The sequence below is a fragment of the Mycobacteriales bacterium genome (assembly GCA_030697205.1).
Taxonomy (GTDB): domain Bacteria; phylum Actinomycetota; class Actinomycetes; order Mycobacteriales; family SCTD01; genus JAUYQP01.
Genome location: JAUYQP010000025.1, coordinates 47,818 through 66,197, shown reverse-complemented (window position 1 = coordinate 66,197; position 18,380 = coordinate 47,818). Strand labels below are relative to the sequence as shown.

General features: G+C 74.9%; 14 protein-coding genes. 8 read left to right on the top strand and 6 right to left on the bottom strand.

What is annotated here, in order from left to right:
* The first annotated feature begins 188 nt into the window (after positions 1–188).
* The gene (locus Q8R60_08360; GenBank protein ID MDP3712483.1) at positions 189–1,277 is read left to right on the top strand and encodes a glycosyltransferase; all 1,089 of its coding nucleotides are present in this window, start codon (positions 189–191) and stop codon (positions 1,275–1,277) included.
* A 10-nt stretch (positions 1,278–1,287) separates the two neighbouring features.
* Positions 1,288–2,340 (top strand): GNAT family N-acetyltransferase, encoded by a 1,053-nt coding sequence (locus tag Q8R60_08355; protein MDP3712482.1) that lies wholly within the window; start codon positions 1,288–1,290, stop codon positions 2,338–2,340.
* Here the strand turns inward: Q8R60_08355 and Q8R60_08350 are convergent.
* A complete protein-coding gene (locus Q8R60_08350) occupies positions 2,337–3,035 on the bottom strand; it encodes a polysaccharide deacetylase family protein (GenBank protein MDP3712481.1) in 699 nt (232 codons plus the stop codon). The genes Q8R60_08355 and Q8R60_08350 overlap by 4 nt on opposite strands.
* A gap of 70 nt (positions 3,036–3,105) precedes the next feature.
* On the opposite strand from Q8R60_08350, the gene Q8R60_08345 reads away from it, so the two are divergent.
* Positions 3,106–4,101 carry a glycosyltransferase family 2 protein gene (locus tag Q8R60_08345; GenBank protein MDP3712480.1) on the top strand — a complete coding sequence of 332 codons (996 nt, stop codon included), beginning with the start codon at positions 3,106–3,108 and terminating at the stop codon, positions 4,099–4,101.
* Here Q8R60_08345 and Q8R60_08340 read toward each other — a convergent pair.
* A complete protein-coding gene (locus Q8R60_08340; GenBank protein ID MDP3712479.1) occupies positions 4,073–4,900 on the bottom strand; it encodes a phosphotransferase in 828 nt (275 codons plus the stop codon). The genes Q8R60_08345 and Q8R60_08340 overlap by 29 nt on opposite strands.
* A 235-nt stretch (positions 4,901–5,135) precedes the next feature.
* On the opposite strand from Q8R60_08340, the gene Q8R60_08335 reads away from it, so the two are divergent.
* Both Q8R60_08335 and Q8R60_08330 read left to right on the top strand, forming a co-directional pair.
* On the top strand, positions 5,136–6,413 hold the full coding sequence (locus tag Q8R60_08335; protein ID MDP3712478.1) for a cellulase family glycosylhydrolase: 1,278 nt from the start codon (positions 5,136–5,138) through the stop codon (positions 6,411–6,413).
* Positions 6,414–6,489: 76 nt separating this feature from the next.
* Positions 6,490–7,920 (top strand): O-antigen ligase family protein, encoded by a 1,431-nt coding sequence (locus Q8R60_08330; GenBank protein MDP3712477.1) that lies wholly within the window; start codon positions 6,490–6,492, stop codon positions 7,918–7,920.
* Here Q8R60_08330 and Q8R60_08325 read toward each other — a convergent pair.
* The 3 genes from Q8R60_08325 to Q8R60_08315 are packed head-to-tail and all read right to left on the bottom strand — an operon-like array spanning position 7,898 to position 12,940.
* Positions 7,898–9,286 carry a polysaccharide biosynthesis tyrosine autokinase gene (locus Q8R60_08325; GenBank protein ID MDP3712476.1) on the bottom strand — a complete coding sequence of 463 codons (1,389 nt, stop codon included), beginning with the start codon at positions 9,284–9,286 and terminating at the stop codon, positions 7,898–7,900. The genes Q8R60_08330 and Q8R60_08325 overlap by 23 nt on opposite strands.
* 40 nt (positions 9,287–9,326) lie before the next feature.
* Positions 9,327–11,456: a glycosyltransferase gene (locus Q8R60_08320; GenBank protein ID MDP3712475.1), complete on the bottom strand. Its 2,130-nt coding sequence runs from the start codon at positions 11,454–11,456 to the stop codon at positions 9,327–9,329.
* Positions 11,453–12,940, bottom strand: a complete 1,488-nt coding sequence (locus Q8R60_08315; GenBank protein ID MDP3712474.1) for an oligosaccharide flippase family protein — start codon at positions 12,938–12,940, stop codon at positions 11,453–11,455. The genes Q8R60_08320 and Q8R60_08315 overlap by 4 nt, the downstream gene beginning before the upstream one ends.
* A gap of 52 nt (positions 12,941–12,992) precedes the next feature.
* Between Q8R60_08315 and Q8R60_08310 the strand changes: the two genes are divergently transcribed.
* Entirely contained in the window at positions 12,993–14,948 is a 1,956-nt protein-coding gene (locus tag Q8R60_08310) for a DUF4012 domain-containing protein (protein ID MDP3712473.1), read from the top strand.
* A gap of 24 nt (positions 14,949–14,972) precedes the next feature.
* Here Q8R60_08310 and Q8R60_08305 read toward each other — a convergent pair whose 3' ends face one another.
* Entirely contained in the window at positions 14,973–16,397 is a 1,425-nt protein-coding gene (locus Q8R60_08305; protein ID MDP3712472.1) for a sugar transferase, read from the bottom strand.
* 320 nt (positions 16,398–16,717) lie between these two features.
* Here Q8R60_08305 and Q8R60_08300 point away from each other — a divergent pair, with 320 nt between their 5' ends.
* Both Q8R60_08300 and aroA read left to right on the top strand, forming a co-directional pair.
* Positions 16,718–17,035 carry a hypothetical protein gene (locus Q8R60_08300; GenBank protein ID MDP3712471.1) on the top strand — a complete coding sequence of 106 codons (318 nt, stop codon included), beginning with the start codon at positions 16,718–16,720 and terminating at the stop codon, positions 17,033–17,035.
* 51 nt (positions 17,036–17,086) lie between these two features.
* Positions 17,087–18,370: a 3-phosphoshikimate 1-carboxyvinyltransferase gene (gene aroA, locus Q8R60_08295; GenBank protein ID MDP3712470.1), complete on the top strand. Its 1,284-nt coding sequence runs from the start codon at positions 17,087–17,089 to the stop codon at positions 18,368–18,370.
* Positions 18,371–18,380: the final 10 nt, after the last annotated feature.

Below are 18,380 nucleotides of genomic sequence, written 5' to 3'. Positions count from 1 at the left end.
CCCGCCCGCCCCGTCCGCCCCGCCCGCGCCCCTTGCGCCCCGCGCGTCCCGCGATCCGTCCGACTTCCACCTGGGAGTCCATCGGCCCACCGTGAGCGTGTGGGTACTCCCGCCGGGAGCCGACGCGCGCGAGGTGGAAGTCGCACGGACCGGGGCGCGGGCCGCACCACACCCCTAGAGTCCGCGGCATGGGGCTGCCGCGGGTGCTGCACGTGGCACAGCCGGTCGACGCGGGCGTCGCCCGCTGCGTGGCGCAGTGGGCCGCGGCGCAGCGGCAGGCGGGCGTCGACGTGCACGTCGCCTGCCCGCGCGGGGGTCACCTCACCGACGACCTCACCCGCGCGGGCGTGCCGGTCCACCGGTGGGACGCGACCCGCTCCCCCGGCCCGACCGTGCCCGCCGAGACCCGGGCCCTGGCCCGCATCGTCGCCGAGATCGATCCCGGCCTCGTGCACCTGCACTCCGCCAAGGCCGGCCTCGCGGGCCGGCTCGCGATCCGCGGCCGCCGACCGACGGCGTTCTCCCCGCACGCCTGGTCCTTCGACGCCGTCACCGGCCCGGTCCGCACGGCCTCGCTCGCGTGGGAGCGGCGGGCCACCCGCTGGACGAGCCTGCTCGTCTGCGTCAGCGACGCCGAGCGGACGCGCGGCCGCGACGCCCGGGTGCGGGCCCGGCGCACCGCCGTCGTCGCCAACGGCGTCGACCTGCGCGCCCTCACCCCCGCGACCGCCCAGGACCGCGCGCGGGCCCGCGCGGACCTCGGCCTGACCGACGGCCCGCTCGCCGTGTGCGTCGGCCGGTTGGCGCGCCAGAAGGGCCAGGACGTCGCGGTGCGGGCCTTCGACGTCGTACGCCGTGAGCTGCCCGACGCCACCCTCGTCCTCGTCGGCGACGGCCCCGACCGGTCGGCCCTGACCGGCCGGGGCGCGGTCCTCGTGGGCGACCGCGACGACGTCGGGGACTGGCTCGCCGCGGCCGACGTCGTCGTCGTCCCGAGCCGCTGGGAGGGGATGGCACTGGTGCCCCTCGAGGCGATGGCGCGGGCCCGCTCGGTCGTCGCCTCCGACGTCACCGGTGTGCGCGAGTCGGTCCCGCGCGGCGCCGGCGCGATCGTCGCGCCCGACGACCCGGCAGCCCTCGCGACCGCCCTGACGGGACGACTGCGGGACGGCGCCGACCACGAGGGGCTCATCGGGCGCGCCCACGTCGAGCGCCACCACGACCTCACCGTCACCGTCGCCCGGCTCGCCGACGCCTACCTGGAGGCCCTCACATGACGGCGCCGGCGTGAAGGAGCTCACCGGACGCGACGCGCTGACGAGGGCCGGGACCCGCTACGACGAGCTCGTCGCGGACGAGCCCGTCACCTGCCGGCGCCCGTGGCTGCAGGCCTGGGTCGACAGCTACACCGACTGGGAGCCCTGGGTCGTCCTCGTCGACGGCGCCGCCGCCGCGCTCGCCCGCAGGAGGAAGGGCCCGGTCACCCAGGTCTCTGTCCTCGGCACCGGACCGTCGGACGAGAGCCGGCTGCCCGCCACCGATGCGGCCGCCGCCGCGAGCCTCGCCAACGCGATCCTCGCGGGCCTGCCCGCCCGCTGGTCACTGCGCGCCGAGCAGCTCCCGCCCGAGTGCCCGGTGCTCGCCGAGCTCGTCGCCCGCTGCCCCGTCCACGAGCTGCGCCCCGGCGACGGCCTGCCGCGCGTCGACCTCACCGACGACTGGCGCAGCCACGTCTCGCGCAACTCCCGGCAGGCCGACAGCAAGGCCCGCCGCCAGCTCGCCGAGGCCGGCTTCGAGCTGACGGAGACGCGGACCACCGACCCCGCCGAGGTCGCCGCGGCGATGCCCGACGTCCGCGCCGTGCACCGCGCGCGCGACCTCGCGATGGGCCGCCGCGCCGATCACGACGACCCGCGCGAGGCCGCCTTCCACGCCGCCGTCGTCGCGGGCCACGACGTCGACCTCTACCAGCTCAGGGCCAACGGCCGCCTCGCGGCGTACGTCCTGGGCTTCCCCGACGGGCGCTCCCTCGGCGTCTGGGACAACCGCGTCAACCCCGACTTCCAGCGCTTCAGCGCCGGCCGCGTCGCCAACACCGCGGTCCTCAAGGCCGCGGTCGACGACCCTGACTACGACGTCCTCGACTGGATGCGCGGCGAGGAGGCCTACAAGCTCTCCTCCGCGACCCGCGTCACCGCGACCTCCCAGCTGCGCGCCTGGTCGAGCCGCACCCTGCGACTGCCGTACGACGCTGCCGCCCGCGGGCGGGCCTTGCGCTCCGACAGCGCCGTCGCGGCGCGGGTCTTCACCGCCCTGGGCAAGCCGCCTCCGCGGGACTAGCGGCCCCAGCGCCTGCGGACACCGACGAGCTTGAGCGCGAGCACGAGCGCCCCTGCCCGCGTCGGGGCCGGCATCCGCGGCGCGGCGAGCGCGCGCTCCCACCGGCCGGGCATCCAGTCCCAGGCGAGCTGGTAACCGGCGTCCGCCGCGGCGGCGACCACCCGGTCGTCGTAGAGCCCGAAGGGGTAGGCGTGGGTGGCGCAGGGCCGCTGGGTCAGGTCCTCGAGCGCAGCCTTGGACCCCACCAGCTCGTCGCGCAGGGTCGTGTCGTCCAGCGTCCGCAGGTCGCGGTGGGTGAGGGCGTGCGAGCCGAGCTCGACCCAGGGCGAGGCGGCGAGCTCGGCGGCCTGCGCGCGGTCGAGCAGCCGGCCGGGCGGACCGTGCACGTCGGCGTGCTGAGCGCCCCAGAGGCCCGGGTTGACGTAGAGCGTGGCCGGAACCTGCAGCTCCTCGAGGACGGGCAGCAGCCCGGTGCGCCAGTCGAGGAAGCCGTCGTCGAAGGTGAGCACGGCCTCGCCCGCAGCGGCCTCGCGTCCGACCAGGTCGCTCGCCCGCAGGAAGCGGTAGCCACGACGCTGCAGGTGGGTGATGTGGGTGCGCAGGCGCTGGGGCGTGACGACGAGCCGGGAGGGGTCCTGCTCGTCGGTCGCGGCCCCGACACCGTGGTAGGTGAGGACGGCAGGTCGCTGGAGCACAGTGCAGTCTCGCCCATGACCTGCCCGCGACCTGCCCGCGCGGTGGCTCCCTGCGCCCTACAGTGCGTCGATGCGCGCCTCCGGACCGCTGCCTGTGAGCGCTGTCGTGCTCGCCCACGACCGGAGGCACGCGGTCGACCTGGTCGTGCGCCGGCTGCGCAGCCTCGGCATCGACGACGTCCTCGTCGTCGACAGCGGGTCCTCGGACGGCACCGCCCAGATGCTGGCCGAGACCCACCCGTGGGTGACGGTCGTCGACCCGGGCGGCAACGTCGGGGCCAGTGGCCGCAACCTCGGGGTCGAGCAGGCCCGTCACGAGCACGTCCTCATGCTCGACGACGACGCCTACCCGCGACCCGGGGCCGCGGAGGCGCTGCTCGAGACCTTCCGCCTCGTCCCCACGGCGGCGGTGGTCGGCGGCCTCGTCCGTGACGTCGAGGAGCCACCGGAGGGCAGCGACATCGCCCCTGACCCCGACGTCGTGCGCTACGAGGGGCCGGGCACCTTCGACTGGTGGCTCCGTCGCGGCCGCACCCACCCGGTCGGACCCGAGGGCGTGCCCGCCTTCTTCTTCCCCGAGGGCTGCTGCATGGTGCGGCGCACCCCCTTCCTCGAGGCGGGCGGCTTCTACGCCCCCTACTTCTTCGCGACGTCGGAGATCGACCTCACGACCCGGCTCGTCGCCCGCGGCTTCGAGGTCCGCTACCAGCCGGGCGCGGCCTTCGACCACATGAAGGTGCGCGCCGGCCGGGTCGCGAGCAGCGCCGTGCTGCGCTACCGCGTCCGCAACCAGGTCTGGTACTTCCACCGGCACTTCCCGAGGGCGCTCGCTGCCCGCCGCATCGCGGCGTACCTGCTCTTCGACCTCGTCCAGGCCGGCTACGAAGGCGCGCTGCGGCACTGGTGGACCGGGGTGCGCGAGGCCTGGACGCTGCGCCACACCGTCGCGGCCGACGTCGCGCCGTTGCCCCGCGAGGTGCTGCGGCGTGCGGAGATGGACCGCGGCCGGCTGCACCTGCGCCTGCTCGCGGTGCAGCTCAGGAAGAAGGCGCTGCCGCGGGCCTGAGGACGTCGAGGCGGGCCACCATCGCGAGGCCCCGCGCCCGGTCCTGACCATCACGGCCGTCGATGAGCAGCAGATCGGCGGCGGCCTGCACGGTGCAGGCGTAGCGCAGCTCGCGCAGCCGCGCCGGGGAGGGCGAGCGAGGGTACGACGCGAACTCCTCCAGCAGGGCGTCACCGGTCGCCGGGGCGAGCAGGGCTGCCAGGCGTGCGACGTCGGCGCCGGCCGGCCCGGTCGTCGTCGTCTCCCAGTCGATGACGTGGAGCGCGTCGCGGGTCGGCAGGACGTTGCCCGCGTGCAGGTCGCCGTGGACGGTGACCTGCGGGCCGTCCTGGGCCAGCAACCGACGGGCCAGCGCCCGGTCAGCGCGCGGCACCGGGCCGAGCTCGAGGCGGGCCCGCTGGACGACCTTGCGGACGAGGCCGCCCTCGGCGGGGCCGGGTGGGGCCGGCGGGAGCTCGAGGGTCGCGAGCCGGTCCAACGCCGCGGCGGCCACACCGGGCGGCAGCTGCTCGAACGGCACCGCCTCGACCCGGGGCGCGACGTACCAGCCCTCGCCCGAGGCCACGACCTCCGGCGCCCGCAGCGGGCCGCTCGAGCCCACGACAGCGCGGCGCGCGCGCTCGACGGCGAAGGGGGCCACGTCGGACGGTCGGTCGCTCACGGTGACGAACCATGCGCCGGCCCGCAGGAAGCGGCGCGGCCCCTCACGCCAGCCGTCCTCGATCCGCGCGCCCAGCGCGGCCACCGCGGCCTGGACCTCTGCGCGCAGCGCGGCGGGCAGTTCCTCCAGCAGCTCCAACGCCTCTCCTTCGGCTCAGGAGCATCCTCCCACCCCGTCTGCGCCGCCGTCCGGGCGCATCTCACTGCTCTGCGCCGTCGTCCGAACGGGTGACGCGACTACAGGCCTTCCCCGGTATGCCGACTACTCTCTGTGACAGGTAACACCGACGACAAGGGCGAACCCGCGGCGACGCGGGGGTGCAGAGCCAGGGGCCTCCAGGAGGCGACCCAGCCGCCGAACCGGGAGAACCACCGTGCGCACCAGCTGCCGAGTCGCCCTCACCCTGGGCACCCTCGTGGGGACCTTCGCCATGACGTCGCTGGTCGCCGCCGCGCCGGCGAGCGCCCACGAGGTCCGGACCCGCAAGGTGGTGGCCAGCAAGCTGGTGCGCACCAACGCCGTCGCCAACTGGTCGAAGATCGCGAGCACCCGCAGCCGCTTCGTCAAGCCCGCACTGACCACGACGACCGCGCCCGCTCCGGCCCCCGCACCTGCCCCCGCCGCTCCCTCGCTCGCCTGGAAGGGCGCGCAGGTCCACGTGCTGTGGGACGCCGGCACCGAGGCCGAGGTCGACCGCCAGGTCGGACTGCTCGCGTCGCTCGGCGCCAACACGGCCCGCGTCGACGTCGCCTGGGCGTCGCTGCAGGAGAGCGGCCCGACGAGCTGGACCAGCTGGTACGTCCAGCGCCTCGACACCTTCGTCGCGAAGGCCAACGCCAAGGGCATCACGCCACTCATCACCCTCGACGAGACGCCGTGCTGGGCGTCGAGCGCCCCCGAGACCCTCAAGCAGGGCTGCACCGGCCGCTACTGGGACCGTCGCACCCAGGACTGGGCACCGACCGACGCCGGCGACTTCGCCCGCGCCGCTGCCTGGGTCGCCAAGCGCTACGCCGGCAAGATCGCCGCGCTCGAGCTGTGGAACGAGCCGAACTACGACGACTACGGCACCGTCAACCTGCGGACCGAGAGCGTCGGGACGACCAAGGCCGTGGCCTACGCCCGCATGGTCGAGGCGGCCTACCCGGCCGTGAAGGCCGTCGCGCCCTCCGTGCCGGTCCTCGCCGGTGCCCTGTCCTACGCCGACACCGGCTTCTACAACGCCCTCGTCGCGGCCGGCCTGAAGAGCTACGACGGCTTCTCGGTCCACCCCTACACCGACGGGCGCAGCCCCGACGCGGTCGGCTCGGCCGAGTGGCGCAAGGTCGACTTCAGCGCCGGCATGGTCGCCTTCCGCGCCGCGATGGTGGCCAAGGGCCAGGGCGCGAAGCCGCTGTGGATCACCGAGGCCGGCTGGACCAACTGCACGGCGGGCTCGATGATGTGCGTGTCGGAGACCGAGCAGGCCGCCTGGACCGCGCGCAGCGTGACGATCGCCCGCAGCTGGCCGTGGCTCAAGGCCTACTACTCCTACACGCTGCTCGACGGCGGCACCGACCGCACCTACAGCGAGGACAACTTCGGCCTGGTCCGCACCACCGGTGCCGCCAAGCCCGTCTACGGCGCGCTCAAGTCGGCCTTCGCCGCCTGATCGCCACCCGCTCCCGGGACAGGGCCGTACCGCGACCTCCCTCGCCGGTGCGGCCCTGCGGGCTAGCGTCACCGGCGTGACGCTGCCCTTCGCCCTGGGTCGGCCCCGGGGCGTCGGCCTGCTGGTCTCGGCCGCGTCGCTCGCCGTCGCCGGCGGTGCGGCCAGTGCCCTGCTCGACAGCCAGCTGCACCCGCTGGTCCCCGCGGCGCTCGTGCTCGCCGCCGTGCTCGCCTGGCTCACCGTCACGCGCCCCGCCGTCGTGCTGGCGCTGGCCCTGACCCTGTCGCCCCTGGAGTCGCTGCAGCTGCCGCTCGGTCCCGGGGCGCTGTCCCCCACCGAGGCTGCGCTGCTGCTCGTCGCGCTCGGCTGGGTCGCCCGGGCGGTGAGCGGTCACGGCCGCACGGTGTGGCCGAGCTGGGGCGACGCACCCGTGATCGCACTGGTGCTGCTCGCGCTCCCCAGCGCCGTGCTGGGCTCGGAGATCGCCGACGTCGCCAAGACGGCAGCGATGTGGTCGGCGTTCTACCTCGCCTTCCTCGTCGCCAAGTCGCTCGACCGCCGCGAGGTCGTGCTCGTGCTCGTGTCGCTGGCAGTCGGCGCGGCCGTCCTGGGAGCCCAGGGTGTCCTCAGCTACCTGTCCTCCGGTGGCGCGACCGTCTCCGCCGGTGGCTCGGCCGTGTCCGGGCGGGCCTCCTCCGGCATCGACGACCCCAACTACTACGCCGCTTACCTGCAGCTGGCCGCGATCCCCGCGCTCGGCCTGGTCGTGGGCCTTCACGGCCGCTGGCGGGGGGTCGCGCTGGTCGCGGTCGCGTCCTCGGTCGCCGGGATCGTCCTGTCGCTCTCGCGCGGTGCCACCTTGGGGCTCGCCCTCGCCCTCGTGCTGCTGATGAGCGCCTGGAGCCGGTCGCGGCGCTTCGCCGTCGCCGCTGTCGTTGCGCTCGCTGCGACGCTGGCGGTCAACGCGGGCCCGCTCGTCAACAGCACCGTCTACGAGACCGTGAGCACCCGGCTGTCCAGCGTCACCTCGGGGCAGTCCAGCACCAACACCCGGCTCGACCTGTGGCGCGGAGCCGTCACATTGGTGCAGCAGCACCCCGAGGGCATCGGGATCTACCGCTTCGAGACCTACGCCGGGCGGATGGGGCTCGTCGAGCGCGGGGCCCCCCTGAGCCACGCCCACAACAGCTACCTCAACCTCGCCGCCGAGCTCGGGCTCGCGGGCATCACTGCGCTGCTGGTGTGGCTCGGCGTCGTCGCACGGGGCCTGTGGCGCGAGCTGCGGCGCAAGCGGCCGGAGACCTTCGCCTTCACGGTCGGGCTGTCCGCGGCCTTCGCGGGCTGGGCCTTCCAGTCCCTGACGGTGACGCTCTACCAGGTGCAGATCATCTGGGGGACCTTCTTCGTGCTGGCCGGCCTCGCGGCTGCGCTCCCGCGCTTCGCCGACGAGCAGCCCGCCGAGCAGCCCGTCGCAGCGTCGGCGCTCAGGACGAGCGCAACGACCTGATGGTGCGCCGCGGGGCCTCCGTCACCGGACGGTCCGCCGCCGAGGGGGCGTAGCCGTAGGCGGAGGTCGACCGGTCGTCGCCGGCGAGCCGGTTGACGACGATGCCGACGACGTTGGCGCGCACCCGGCGCAGGGACTCGATCGTGCTCTCGAGCTCCCGACGCCGCACCTTCGCGAGGTCCACGACCAGGATCACGCCGTCGACGGCCGCGGCGACGAGCTGGGCGTCGGCACCCGCCGACACGGGTGGGGTGTCGAAGAGCACCAGGTTGGCGCGGTCGGACAGCGCCTTGATCTTCTCCTGGCTCGTGGCGTAGCCGAGCAGCGTGGAGGGGTTCGTGGGCAGCGGGCCGGGGGGCATGACGGCGAGCGACTCGAGGTCGGTCTGCTGCGTGCACGCCTCGTAGGACGACTGCCGCTGCAGCCAGCTCGACAGGCCGCGGCTGCCCTGCGGCACGACCTTCAGGCGCTCGAGCAGCATCGGGCGCCGCAAGTCGGCGTCGACGACCAGCACCTCGCCCTTGGTGAGCGACATCAGCGCGGACGACCAGGCCAACGACGCGGTGACGGTCGACTTGCCCTCGCCCTCACCGGTGCTGGTCACCGACAGGCTCCTCAACGGCCGGTCGGAGACGAACTGCAGGTTGGTGCGCAGCACCCTGACGGCCTCGTCGAAGCGCTCGCCCGCCACCTTGGTCCGGCCCTTGCGAGGGAGGGTCGCGAGCAGCGGCAGGCCGAAGTCGTCGGCCAGGTCGTCGACGTCGAGGCGGGTATCGAAGCGCGCGTGCAGCAGGGACGCGGCACTCGCGAGCACGAGCGACACCAGCAGCGCGATCGCGACGGTCAGCAGCGGCCTCGGGCGGGCCGGCTCCTCGGGCTGAACGGCGCGCTCGGCGACGAGGACGGCCGAACCCGGGCTGAGCCCCGACAGCCGACTCCCGGCGTAGACCTCGAAGGAGTCGGCCCAGGCGTTGGCGAGGTCGCGCGCGAAGGCAGGGTCGGCGTCCTCGGCGGTCAGCTCGATGAGCAGCGTCTCGGTGATCTGGTCGAAGGTCATCTTGTCGACGGCGTCGGCGGCATCGATGTCGAGCTTCTCGCGCGCGATGACGAACTCCGCGACAGGGCGGCTGCCGATGAGGTCCACGAGGGTGCGCGCGAGGGCCTGGTTGGCCTGCAGCTGGTCGAAGCTCGCCCCACCGCTGTCGGGACGCTCGGGGAACGTCACGGCCATCTTCGCGCTGGCCTCGTAGATCGGGGTCTGCTGCTTCACGACGACGTAGGCGGTGACCGTGAAGAGCACCACCCCGGCCAGGATCAGCCACTTGCGCGCCCACAGCACGAGTCCCGGCTGGTCCTTCTTCGCCACCGGGGTCCCCTTCCTGGGCGAGCGCTGCGCTGCACCCAGCCTAGGAGACCTCGGCCGGTTCGGTAGCCCGGTTGAGCCCGCCGCGCCGACGGGCCCGCAGCCCCTCCAGGCACCCGAGGGCCTTCGCGACGTCCTTGAGCGCCGCGGCGGCGGGGACCAGCGCGGCCGTCCGCACCGGGTCAGGCCCCCGCACAGCCCGCACCAGAGGCAGGGAGAGGTACGCCGCCGCGCCGACGAGGGCGCCCGCCCGAGCGCGCCGCCCGGTCACCAGGAGCAGCGGACCGGCGACGTAGGCGACTGCCCGAGCGAGGTCGCGCGCGACGAGGGTGCGCTCCCCGGACAGCCCGTCTCCGCGGCCGTAGGAGCGGTACATCCGGGCGGTGGCCGCGACCGTCGGTCGCTGGTGCCAGGCGACCTCGGCGTCGGCGGTGAGGACGGCCATCCCACCGCGGCGCACGACCGCCTGCCCGAAGCTGACGTCCTCGCCTGCGGCGAGCGTCTCGTCGTAGCCCCCGACGGCGCGCGCGACGGCCACCGGCACCGCGTTGGAGCGGTTGGTGGGCAGCGACGGGTCGAAGGCGCGACCGAGCAGCGCTCCGTAGCCGCGGACCAGCCAGGTGGGCCGGCGGACCTCGTCAGGGTCGGGGTAGCCCGCGGCGGCCATGGCGGCGTCGAAGGGACCGCGCGACAGGACGCGGTAGACGCCGGTGACGAGCTCGGGCTCGCCGTCGGCCGCGGCGGCCCGGAGCGCGTCGAGCCACCCGGGCACCGGCTCGCAACCCACGTCGGTGGCGGCGACCCACGGCGTCGTGACGTGCGGCAGCGCGGCGTTGCGGGCCGCCGGGATGTTGGTCCCCGGGGCGACGAGGACGCTGACCCGGTCGTCGGGCCAGGAGGCGACCCGCTGCGCCGTCCCGTCGGTCGAACCGCCGTCGACGACCAGCACCCGGTCGTCGGGCCCGAGCTGCGGGACCACGAGCGCGAGCAGCGCCGCGATGCCGTCGGCCTCGTCGAGCACGGGGGTCACGACCGTCATCGCCGGACCGCTGGACAGGCCCGCACCGGGCCGACCGGCGGCCTGGGCGAGCACCTGCACGAGCAGGTCGGCGACCTGCGCCGCACTGGGGTGCCCGGCGACGAGCTCGCGACCGGCCGCTCCCGCGACCCGTCGGGCGGCCGGGTCGGCGAGGCGCGCGAGGGCGGAGGCGACCTCATCGGGCGCGCCCGGCCGCACTCCGGCACCGGCCCGCCCGGCAAGCCGTCGGACGACGGCCCCGCCCTCGACGCCGATGACGGGCACCCCGGCGAGCATCGCCTCGAACGCGGTGGTGCCGAAGCCCTCCTTCGACGGCGAGCGGCGGTCGTCGGTCGGCTTGGTGAGGACCAGCAGCGCGTCGAACGCCGCGAGAAGGCGGGCCGCCGAGGGCACCGCGTCGACGAAGGCGACCCGGTCGGACAGCCCCAGGTCGGAGGCCAGCCGTCGCAGGTCCGTCCCGGTGCCGGGGGCGCTCGGGTCGTCGTCACCGACGACGACGAGGCGCCAGCCCTCGCCGCCGGGGAGAGCCACGGCGCGTACGGCGTCGTCGACGCCCTTGTAGGGCACCAGGCGGCCGAGCACGACCGCAGTGGGGCGGTCGTCGAGCACGAGGCCGTGGCCGGCCAGCTCGGCGCGGGCAGCAGCGCGGTCGAGGGGTGGCTGGTCGGGTCGTGGCGGCGGGACGACGACGACGTCGTCGCGACCCACCGGCTCGCCGAGCTCCTCGACCGCTGCGACCACCCGGGTGCACAGGCGCCCGAGCAGCGGTGCGATGCGGTCGTAGGAGTGGTCGTGCTTGGCCCACACCAGGGGGGACCCGACCTGCAGGCACGCGGGAGCGGTCACGACCGCAGCCTTCACGCCGTTGGCGAGCACCACGTCGGGGCGGACGCGCCGCAGCACGCGACCGACCCCGGCCGTCGCCGTGACCAGGTCGACGGGCCGGTTGCCGACGGGGAGCAGCTCGACCGGGACGCCACGGGCCTCGAGCGCGGCGCGCAGCGGGCCGTCCTGCAGGAGCAGGACCTCCGGCTCGAGCCGGTCGGTGGCGGCGAGGACCTTCAGCAGCCAGCCCTCGGCCCCGCCCAGCACCGCCGACGGGACGACGACGAGCACCCGCAGCCGCCGGGTCACGACGACTCCTCGGCTGCCCGCCCCGGCAGCAGGCCGCGCAGCAGCGCCACCGGTTCGGGAGCGAGGCGTACGGCGAGCAGCAGCCAGGCCACGGCGTACGCCACCGCGCCGACGGCGACCGCGGCGAGCAGCGGCAGGCCGGTGAGCAGGACCGCGGCGAGCGGGACCGTGGCCAGCACGGGCACCAGCAGCGGTCGCAGCACCTGCTGCGCCTGCAGCCCCACCTCGCGCCGCAGCCAGACGACGAGCACGACCGCCTCCAGCAGGTAGGAACCGGTGGTGGCCGCCGCCGCGCCGGACGCCCCGAACACCGGGATCAGGGCGAGGTTGGCGGCGATGTTCACGCCCGCTGCAACGCAGCTCGCAGCCAGCACCCGCCCGCGGCGCTCGCGGGCGAGCAGGGCGTAGGAACACAGGTAGCCCAGGGCGAAGGCCAACGGCGCCCCCGCGAGCAGCCGCAGGACCAGCGCGCCGTCGGTGACGAAGGCCTCCGTGTAGAGCAGCCGGAGCAGGTCCTCGGGCCGCAGCAGCAGGAGGACACCGAAGGGCACGTAGACGGTCGCGATCGCCGCCAGGCCGGTGTCGACGCTGCGACGGACCCGCCACGGCTCCGGGTCCGCGGAGACCGAGGGGAAGACGGCGCTGTTGACGACCCAGGTGAGGAACAGCACCGTCTCGAGGAAGCGGTACGCCGCCGAGTAGTGCCCGACCGCCCGATCGCCGGCGAGCAGACCCAGCAGTACGGCGTCGAGCCGGAACAGCGCCATGGACACGATGCTGTCGACGCCGATGGCGAACGACGACCGGGCCAGCTCGGCGAGCTCGCCGCGGCTCGGTAGGGCCCGGTCGACCCGGACGCCCGCGCGGTGGGCGGCGACGGCGAAGGCCACCAGGCCCAGCGCGCTGCCGACCAGGTAGCCGGTGCACAGCGAGACCACCCCGCCGCCGAGGGCGAGCAGGACGCACACGACGGTCGTGGTCACGAGCCGCTGGACGACCAGCGCCGCCGAGACCCCCGCCTGGCGCTGGAGGGCCTGGGCACCGGCCCGCAGGACGTCGCCCCACAGCTCGAGCAGCACGGCCACCATGAGCAGGCCCACGGCGATGCCGCCCTCGCGGGTCGGTCGGGCCACCGCGGCGGCACCGCCGACCAGCCCGAAGACCGGCAGCGCGATGAGGGTCGTGAGCGCCAGGCACCGGGCCATCAGCAGCGGCAGCGACGCGGGATCGGCACTCGCCCGCTGGACGAGCACGGTGGTGAAGCCGCCTGCGGGGACTGAGGCGAGCAGCAGCGCCAGGGCGAGGGCGAAGGAGAAGACGCCGAAGCCCTCCTCGCCGAGGCTGCGCGCCGCGACGACCATGAGCACGAGCGTCGCGACCTTGCCGAGCAGCTCGGCGACGCCGCGCACCGCGGCATTGCGGGCGGCGACGACGGTCCTGGACCCCTCCTCGGGGACGGCCGCGTCGTCCTGGGGGGTGGTCACCTCCACAGTGTGCCGTCCTCACCTGTGGGCTCTCAGGTGCGATGCTCCCGCGGTGCAGAGCGAGCGCGACCAACCGGACCCCTCCACGCGGCGGGTCGTCGTGCGCAGGGTGCTGCTCGGCACCGGCGTGCTGCTCGGGACCAGCGCGCTGTGGACGGCGGTGGCGCTGCTGAGCGTGCGCGACGACCTCGAGCAGGCGCGCGAGGTGCTGTCCGAGGCCCGCGACGCGGGGGACGTCGACGCGAGCCGCCCCCGGCTCGCGGACGCAGAGGAGCGGCTGGACCGCGCGTCGTCACGGCTGCGTGCACCCGGACCGGCGCTGATCGGCGCGCTGCCCGTCGTGGGGCGCCCCGTCCGCGGGATCGAGAGGGCCTCGACGGCCGGGCTCGCGGTGGTCCGCGGCACTCGCGCGGCGCTCGACGCGGCGGACCCCGGGGGCACGGGCCTGGTCGGCGAGGGGAGGGTCGACGTCGACGGCCTGCGGGCCCTCGCCGACGTGCTCGCCGACGCGGCCGCCGACAGCCGGGGCCCGGTGGCCGACCTCGTCAGCCAGCCGACCCGTGGCGTGCCGGCATTCATCGCCGACCCGCTGCGCGGCGCCCAGGCCGACCTGGCCGCGGTGCCCGACACCCTCGACCGGGCCGCGAGGTCGGTCCGCGCCCTGTCCGGAGTGCTCGGCGGCGACGAGCCCCGCCAGCTGCTGCTCGTGCTGGAGAACAACGCCGAACTGCGGGGCACCGGCGGCATCGTCACGGTCTTCGCGGAGGCGGTGGCCGACGACGGCCGCGTCGACGTCGGGCGGTTCCGCGATGTGAAGGACGTCGCGGACGGGGCGGGCACGGCGCGTCGTGTCGACGCACCCGAGGACTACCAGCAGCTCTGGGGACGGTTCCTCGCCGACACCACGCTGTGGAAGAACACCAACATGTCGCCCGACGTGCCGACATCGTCGGCAGTGCTGGCCAACGTCGCCGACGCGGCCATCGGGCGTCGCCCGACAGCCGTGGTGTGGCTCGACGTCCCGGCGATCGCCCAGGTGCTGCGCGCCACCGGTCCGGCCGAACTCGAGGACGGCACCGTGCTCACCGCCGACAACGCCGTGAAGACCCTGCTCTCCGACGCCTACCGGACGGCACCCGACGACCTCGAGGGCCAGTCGCAGCGCCGGGCACAGCTGCGCGGCGTCGCTGACGCCGTTCTGGACCGCATCGTCGGCGGCGGCGACGGCAGCACGAGTGCGAGCCGGCTCGGGCTGGCACTCGCCGAGGCGGCCCGCGGCCGCCACCTCAAGCTGTGGTCGGCCGAGCCCGACGAGCAGGCCGACCTGCTCGCGGGGGGCCTCGCCGGCGAGGTCGCCGCCGACGGCGGAGACCTGACGTCGTTCGTCGTGCAGAACTTCGGTGGCGGCGGCGGCGAGGGCAACAAGCTCGACTACTACGCCCGCCGGCAGACCACCATGACCGTCGAGCTCGGCCGCGACGTCGCGGTGGTGCGACAGGAGGTGGCATTGCGCAGCACCGCACCCGCGCGCGGGCTGCCTCGCTACGTCGCCGGCTTCGAGACCCCCGGGATCCTCAACTCGCTGGTCACCCTCGCCCTGCCGCGCGACGCGTCGCTGCTCGAGTTCAGCCGCGAGGGCCGGTCGGTCAACACCGAGCTGCTCCCCGAGGGCGACCACACGGTGGTGACCGACACCACCGCTCTCGCGCCGGGGACGACGGCCACCTGGGTCCTCAGCTACAGCCTCCCCCTGCGCGACGGTCGCTACCGGCTCACAGCCCTCCCGCAGCCGCTCGCGGTCGACGGAGGGCTGTTCGTCCAGGTCTCGGCGTACCCCGGCCTGGAGCTGCGGTCGACCGACCCCCGCACCGACCTCACCACCGGGCGCCTGACGATGTCCGGTCCGTTCTCGGAGCGGGTCGACGTCGAGCTGGAGGTCGTGCGCCCCGGGCTGCTCTCGCGCACCCTCGACCGCGCCCGGGACTTCTGGCGCCAGCCGCTCGGGTAGCGCTCGCGTAGGCAGTGGGGCCGCTCAGCCGCCCTTGCGCGCCAGCACGGCCGACACCGTGCGCAGGATGATCTTGATGTCGCTCCAGAGCGACCAGTTCTCGATGTAGTAGTTGTCGAAGCGGGCGCGGTCCTCGATGGAGGTGTCGCCCCGGAGCCCGTGGACCTGCGCCCACCCGGTCAGCCCGGCCGGCACCCGGTGGCGCGCCGTGTAGCGGGGGAACAACCGGGTGAACTCCTGCACGAAGTGGGGCCGTTCCGGACGCGGGCCGACCACCGTCATGTCGCCGCGCAGGATGTTGAGCAGCTGGGGCAGCTCGTCGAGGCTGGTCGCGCGGATGAAGCGCCCGACCGGGCCGAGCCGGTCGTCGTGGCTGATGTTCCAGTTCGTGGCGGATTCGGACTCGTCGACGGGCTTGAGCGAGCGGAACTTCAAGACCTCGAAGGGACGGCCGTCAAGGCCGACCCGCTCCTGGCGGAACAGGATGCCGGGCCCGCCCTCGAGCCGCACGCCGAGCGCCACGGCCCCCATCACGGGGGCCAGGACGAGCAGAGCGGAGCCGCTCGCGACGATGTCGAAGAGCCGCTTGAGCCGCCACATCGGGCTGCGGAAGGCGGCCCGGCGCAGCCGGACCAGCGGGAGACCCCAGACCTGGTCCATGTCGCGGCTGGTCGTGTGGAGCTCGAACAACCGAGGCACGAAGAAGATCTCGGCCTCGAGGCGGTCGCAGGTGCGGATGATGTCGACCATGTCGGACTCGGGGACGTTGCCGAAGGCGACGACGACGTCGCGCACGCCGAACTCCACGATGACGCTCGCCAGCGACTCGTGCCCGCCGAGCAGCGGCACCGGGCGCTCGGCCTCCTGCAGGAGCGGGTCGCGGTCCAGGAAGCCCACGGGACGCAGGCCGTACTCCCGGTGCTCCAGCAGCATCCGGACGATCTGCCCGCCGATCCGCCCCGCCCCGAGGACGAGGGTCGGGTGCGACACCCAGCCACGCGAGCGGAACCGCCGCACCACGGCGTAGGAGACCGCGCGCAACGTCACCGCCAGCGTCGCGAACACCGCTGCCGTGCCGAGCAGCCCCGCGTCGACGAGCGTGGGGTCGAGCAGCAGCGCGAACGACGTGGCGAGGGCAGCGGCAGCGAGGGCCCGCCCCACCAGCGCGGGGAGGTCGTCGAGCGCGGACAGCGACAGCCGGCTCGAGTAGAGCCGCGCGGAGGCGTAGAGGGTCAGGGTCAGGGCGAGGACGACGAGCTCACCGCCGGTGCCGGCTCCCGTGAGCAGGACGGACCCGAGCCAGGCCAGGACGTCGGCCACGACGAGGAACGGACTGACGCCGTAGCGCAGCAGGGTGCGGTCGGTGAGCCGCCCGCGCATGCCCCTGAGGCGCACCGGAGGCTGGTCCACGACGACCTCGACCGGACCGGCGGCGGTGAGAGATGTCACACCGCGTGACGATCGGACCGTGCGAGACCCTCCCACCGATCTCCTCCTCGCCCTACGCGACGCCCCTCATTGCTCCATCGGCACGCTAGTGCCCGCGCTGGACGCCTGCAGCCGGACGGCGTGACTCACCCGTTCGGCGTAGCGCACAATTGGGCCATTCGGGGGTCTAGTCAAGGTGCTCCATTGGGCTGACAATGGTTACAGCGGGTGAGAGCCTGGTACGACCGCACAGCACCTCGACCCATCACCGAGCACCGCCCACCGACACGACACGGAAGACCGGTCTCCACACCGGCCGCTGTGACAGCTCAGGAGAAGCCATGCAGGACGCACGCACCGCTCGACTCAACTCGGTGGCTCGCGCCCTCGTGGCCGGCGGACTGAGCCTCACGGCTTGGACGCTGTTCACCGCCCCTGCTCAGGCCGCGCCCTGCGAGGGCTACAGCGGGGTCTGCGCCGAGACTCCGACCAACCCGCCGCCCACGAACAACCGCCCCACCCCGCCTGCGGAGCTCGAGTCCACTGGTGCCGAGGTGGCCCTTCTCACCGTCACCGGGCTCGGTGCCGTCGGCGGGGGCGCAGGCCTGGTCATCGCCGGTCGTCGGCGGTCGCGCCGCGGCGCCACCGCCACCGCCTGACGACGCACGGACGCTGCCGACCGGTCCTGACCGGTCGGTAGCGTCGTACCCGTGACGACCGCCGCGACCGACCCCTGGCCGGCGCCGCGCGCTCGCGCCCCGCTGTCGTCGCGGGTCTCACTGCCGGGTTCCAAGAGCGTCACCAACCGGCTGCTCGTCCTCGCCGCACTCGCCGACGGCACCAGCATGGTGCGCCGCCCCCTGCGTAGCCGCGACACCGAGCTGATGGCGGCGGCGCTCACCGCGCTGGGCGCCCCGGTGGACACGTCCGGCGCGGACTGGGTGGTCACCGGGTGCGCAGGCCGACCCGTCGTCCCCGGCGGGCACACCGTCGTCGACGTCGGCAACGCGGGGACGGTCGCCCGCTTCCTGCCGCCCTTCGCCGCCCTCGCCACGGGCACGGTCGGCTTCGACGGCGACCCCCGGGTGCGCGAGCGCCCGCTCGGTGCGCTGCTCGCCGCCCTCCGCGAGCTCGGTGCCGACCTGGACCGGGTCGATGCGCTGCCCGTGGAGGTCCGCGGCCGCGGTGGGCTGAGGGGTGGGCGCGTCACGCTGGACGCGTCACTGTCGTCGCAGCTGGTGAGCGGGTTGCTGCTGAGCGCCCCGGCGTACTCCTCGGGGGTCGAACTCAGCCACGTCGGTCCGCCGCTGCCGAGCGCTCCCCACCTGGAGATGACCGTGGAGGCGCTGCGCGCCGCCGGCGCCCGGGTGGAGGTCGACGGAGACACCTGGCGGGTCGCGCCTGGGCCGCTGGTCGCCCGCGACGTCGCGGTCGAGCCGGACCTGTCCACCGCTGCGGCCTACCTCGCCGCGCCGCTCGTCGCCGGCGGCTCCGTGACGGTGACGGACTGGCCCGCGACCACGACCCAGCCCGGGGCAGTGCTGCCCGACCTGCTCGCGCAGATGGGCGGCGTCGTGTCACGCGACGGCGACGACCTCACCGTCAGCGCCGGCTCCGGGCTGCACGGGATCGAGGCCGACCTGCGCGACGCCGGCGAGCTGACCCCCGTCCTCACGGCACTCGCGGCACTAGCCGACTCACCGTCGCGCTTCACCGGCGTCGCGCACCTGCGGGTGCAGGAGACCGACCGGCTCGCTGCCCTGGCCACGGAGCTCAACGCGCTCGGCGCCGATGTGCGCGAGCTCCGCGACGGCCTCGAGGTCCGACCACGGACGCTCACCGGTGGGGTGCTGCGCAGCTACGACGACCACCGGCTCGCGATGGCCTGGGCCGTGCTGGGCTTGGGCGTCGACGGCGTGCTCGTGGAGGACGTCGCGACGACCCGCAAGACGGTGCCGGACTTCGTCGGGTCGTGGACGGACCTGCTCGGGTGAGCCGCGCGTG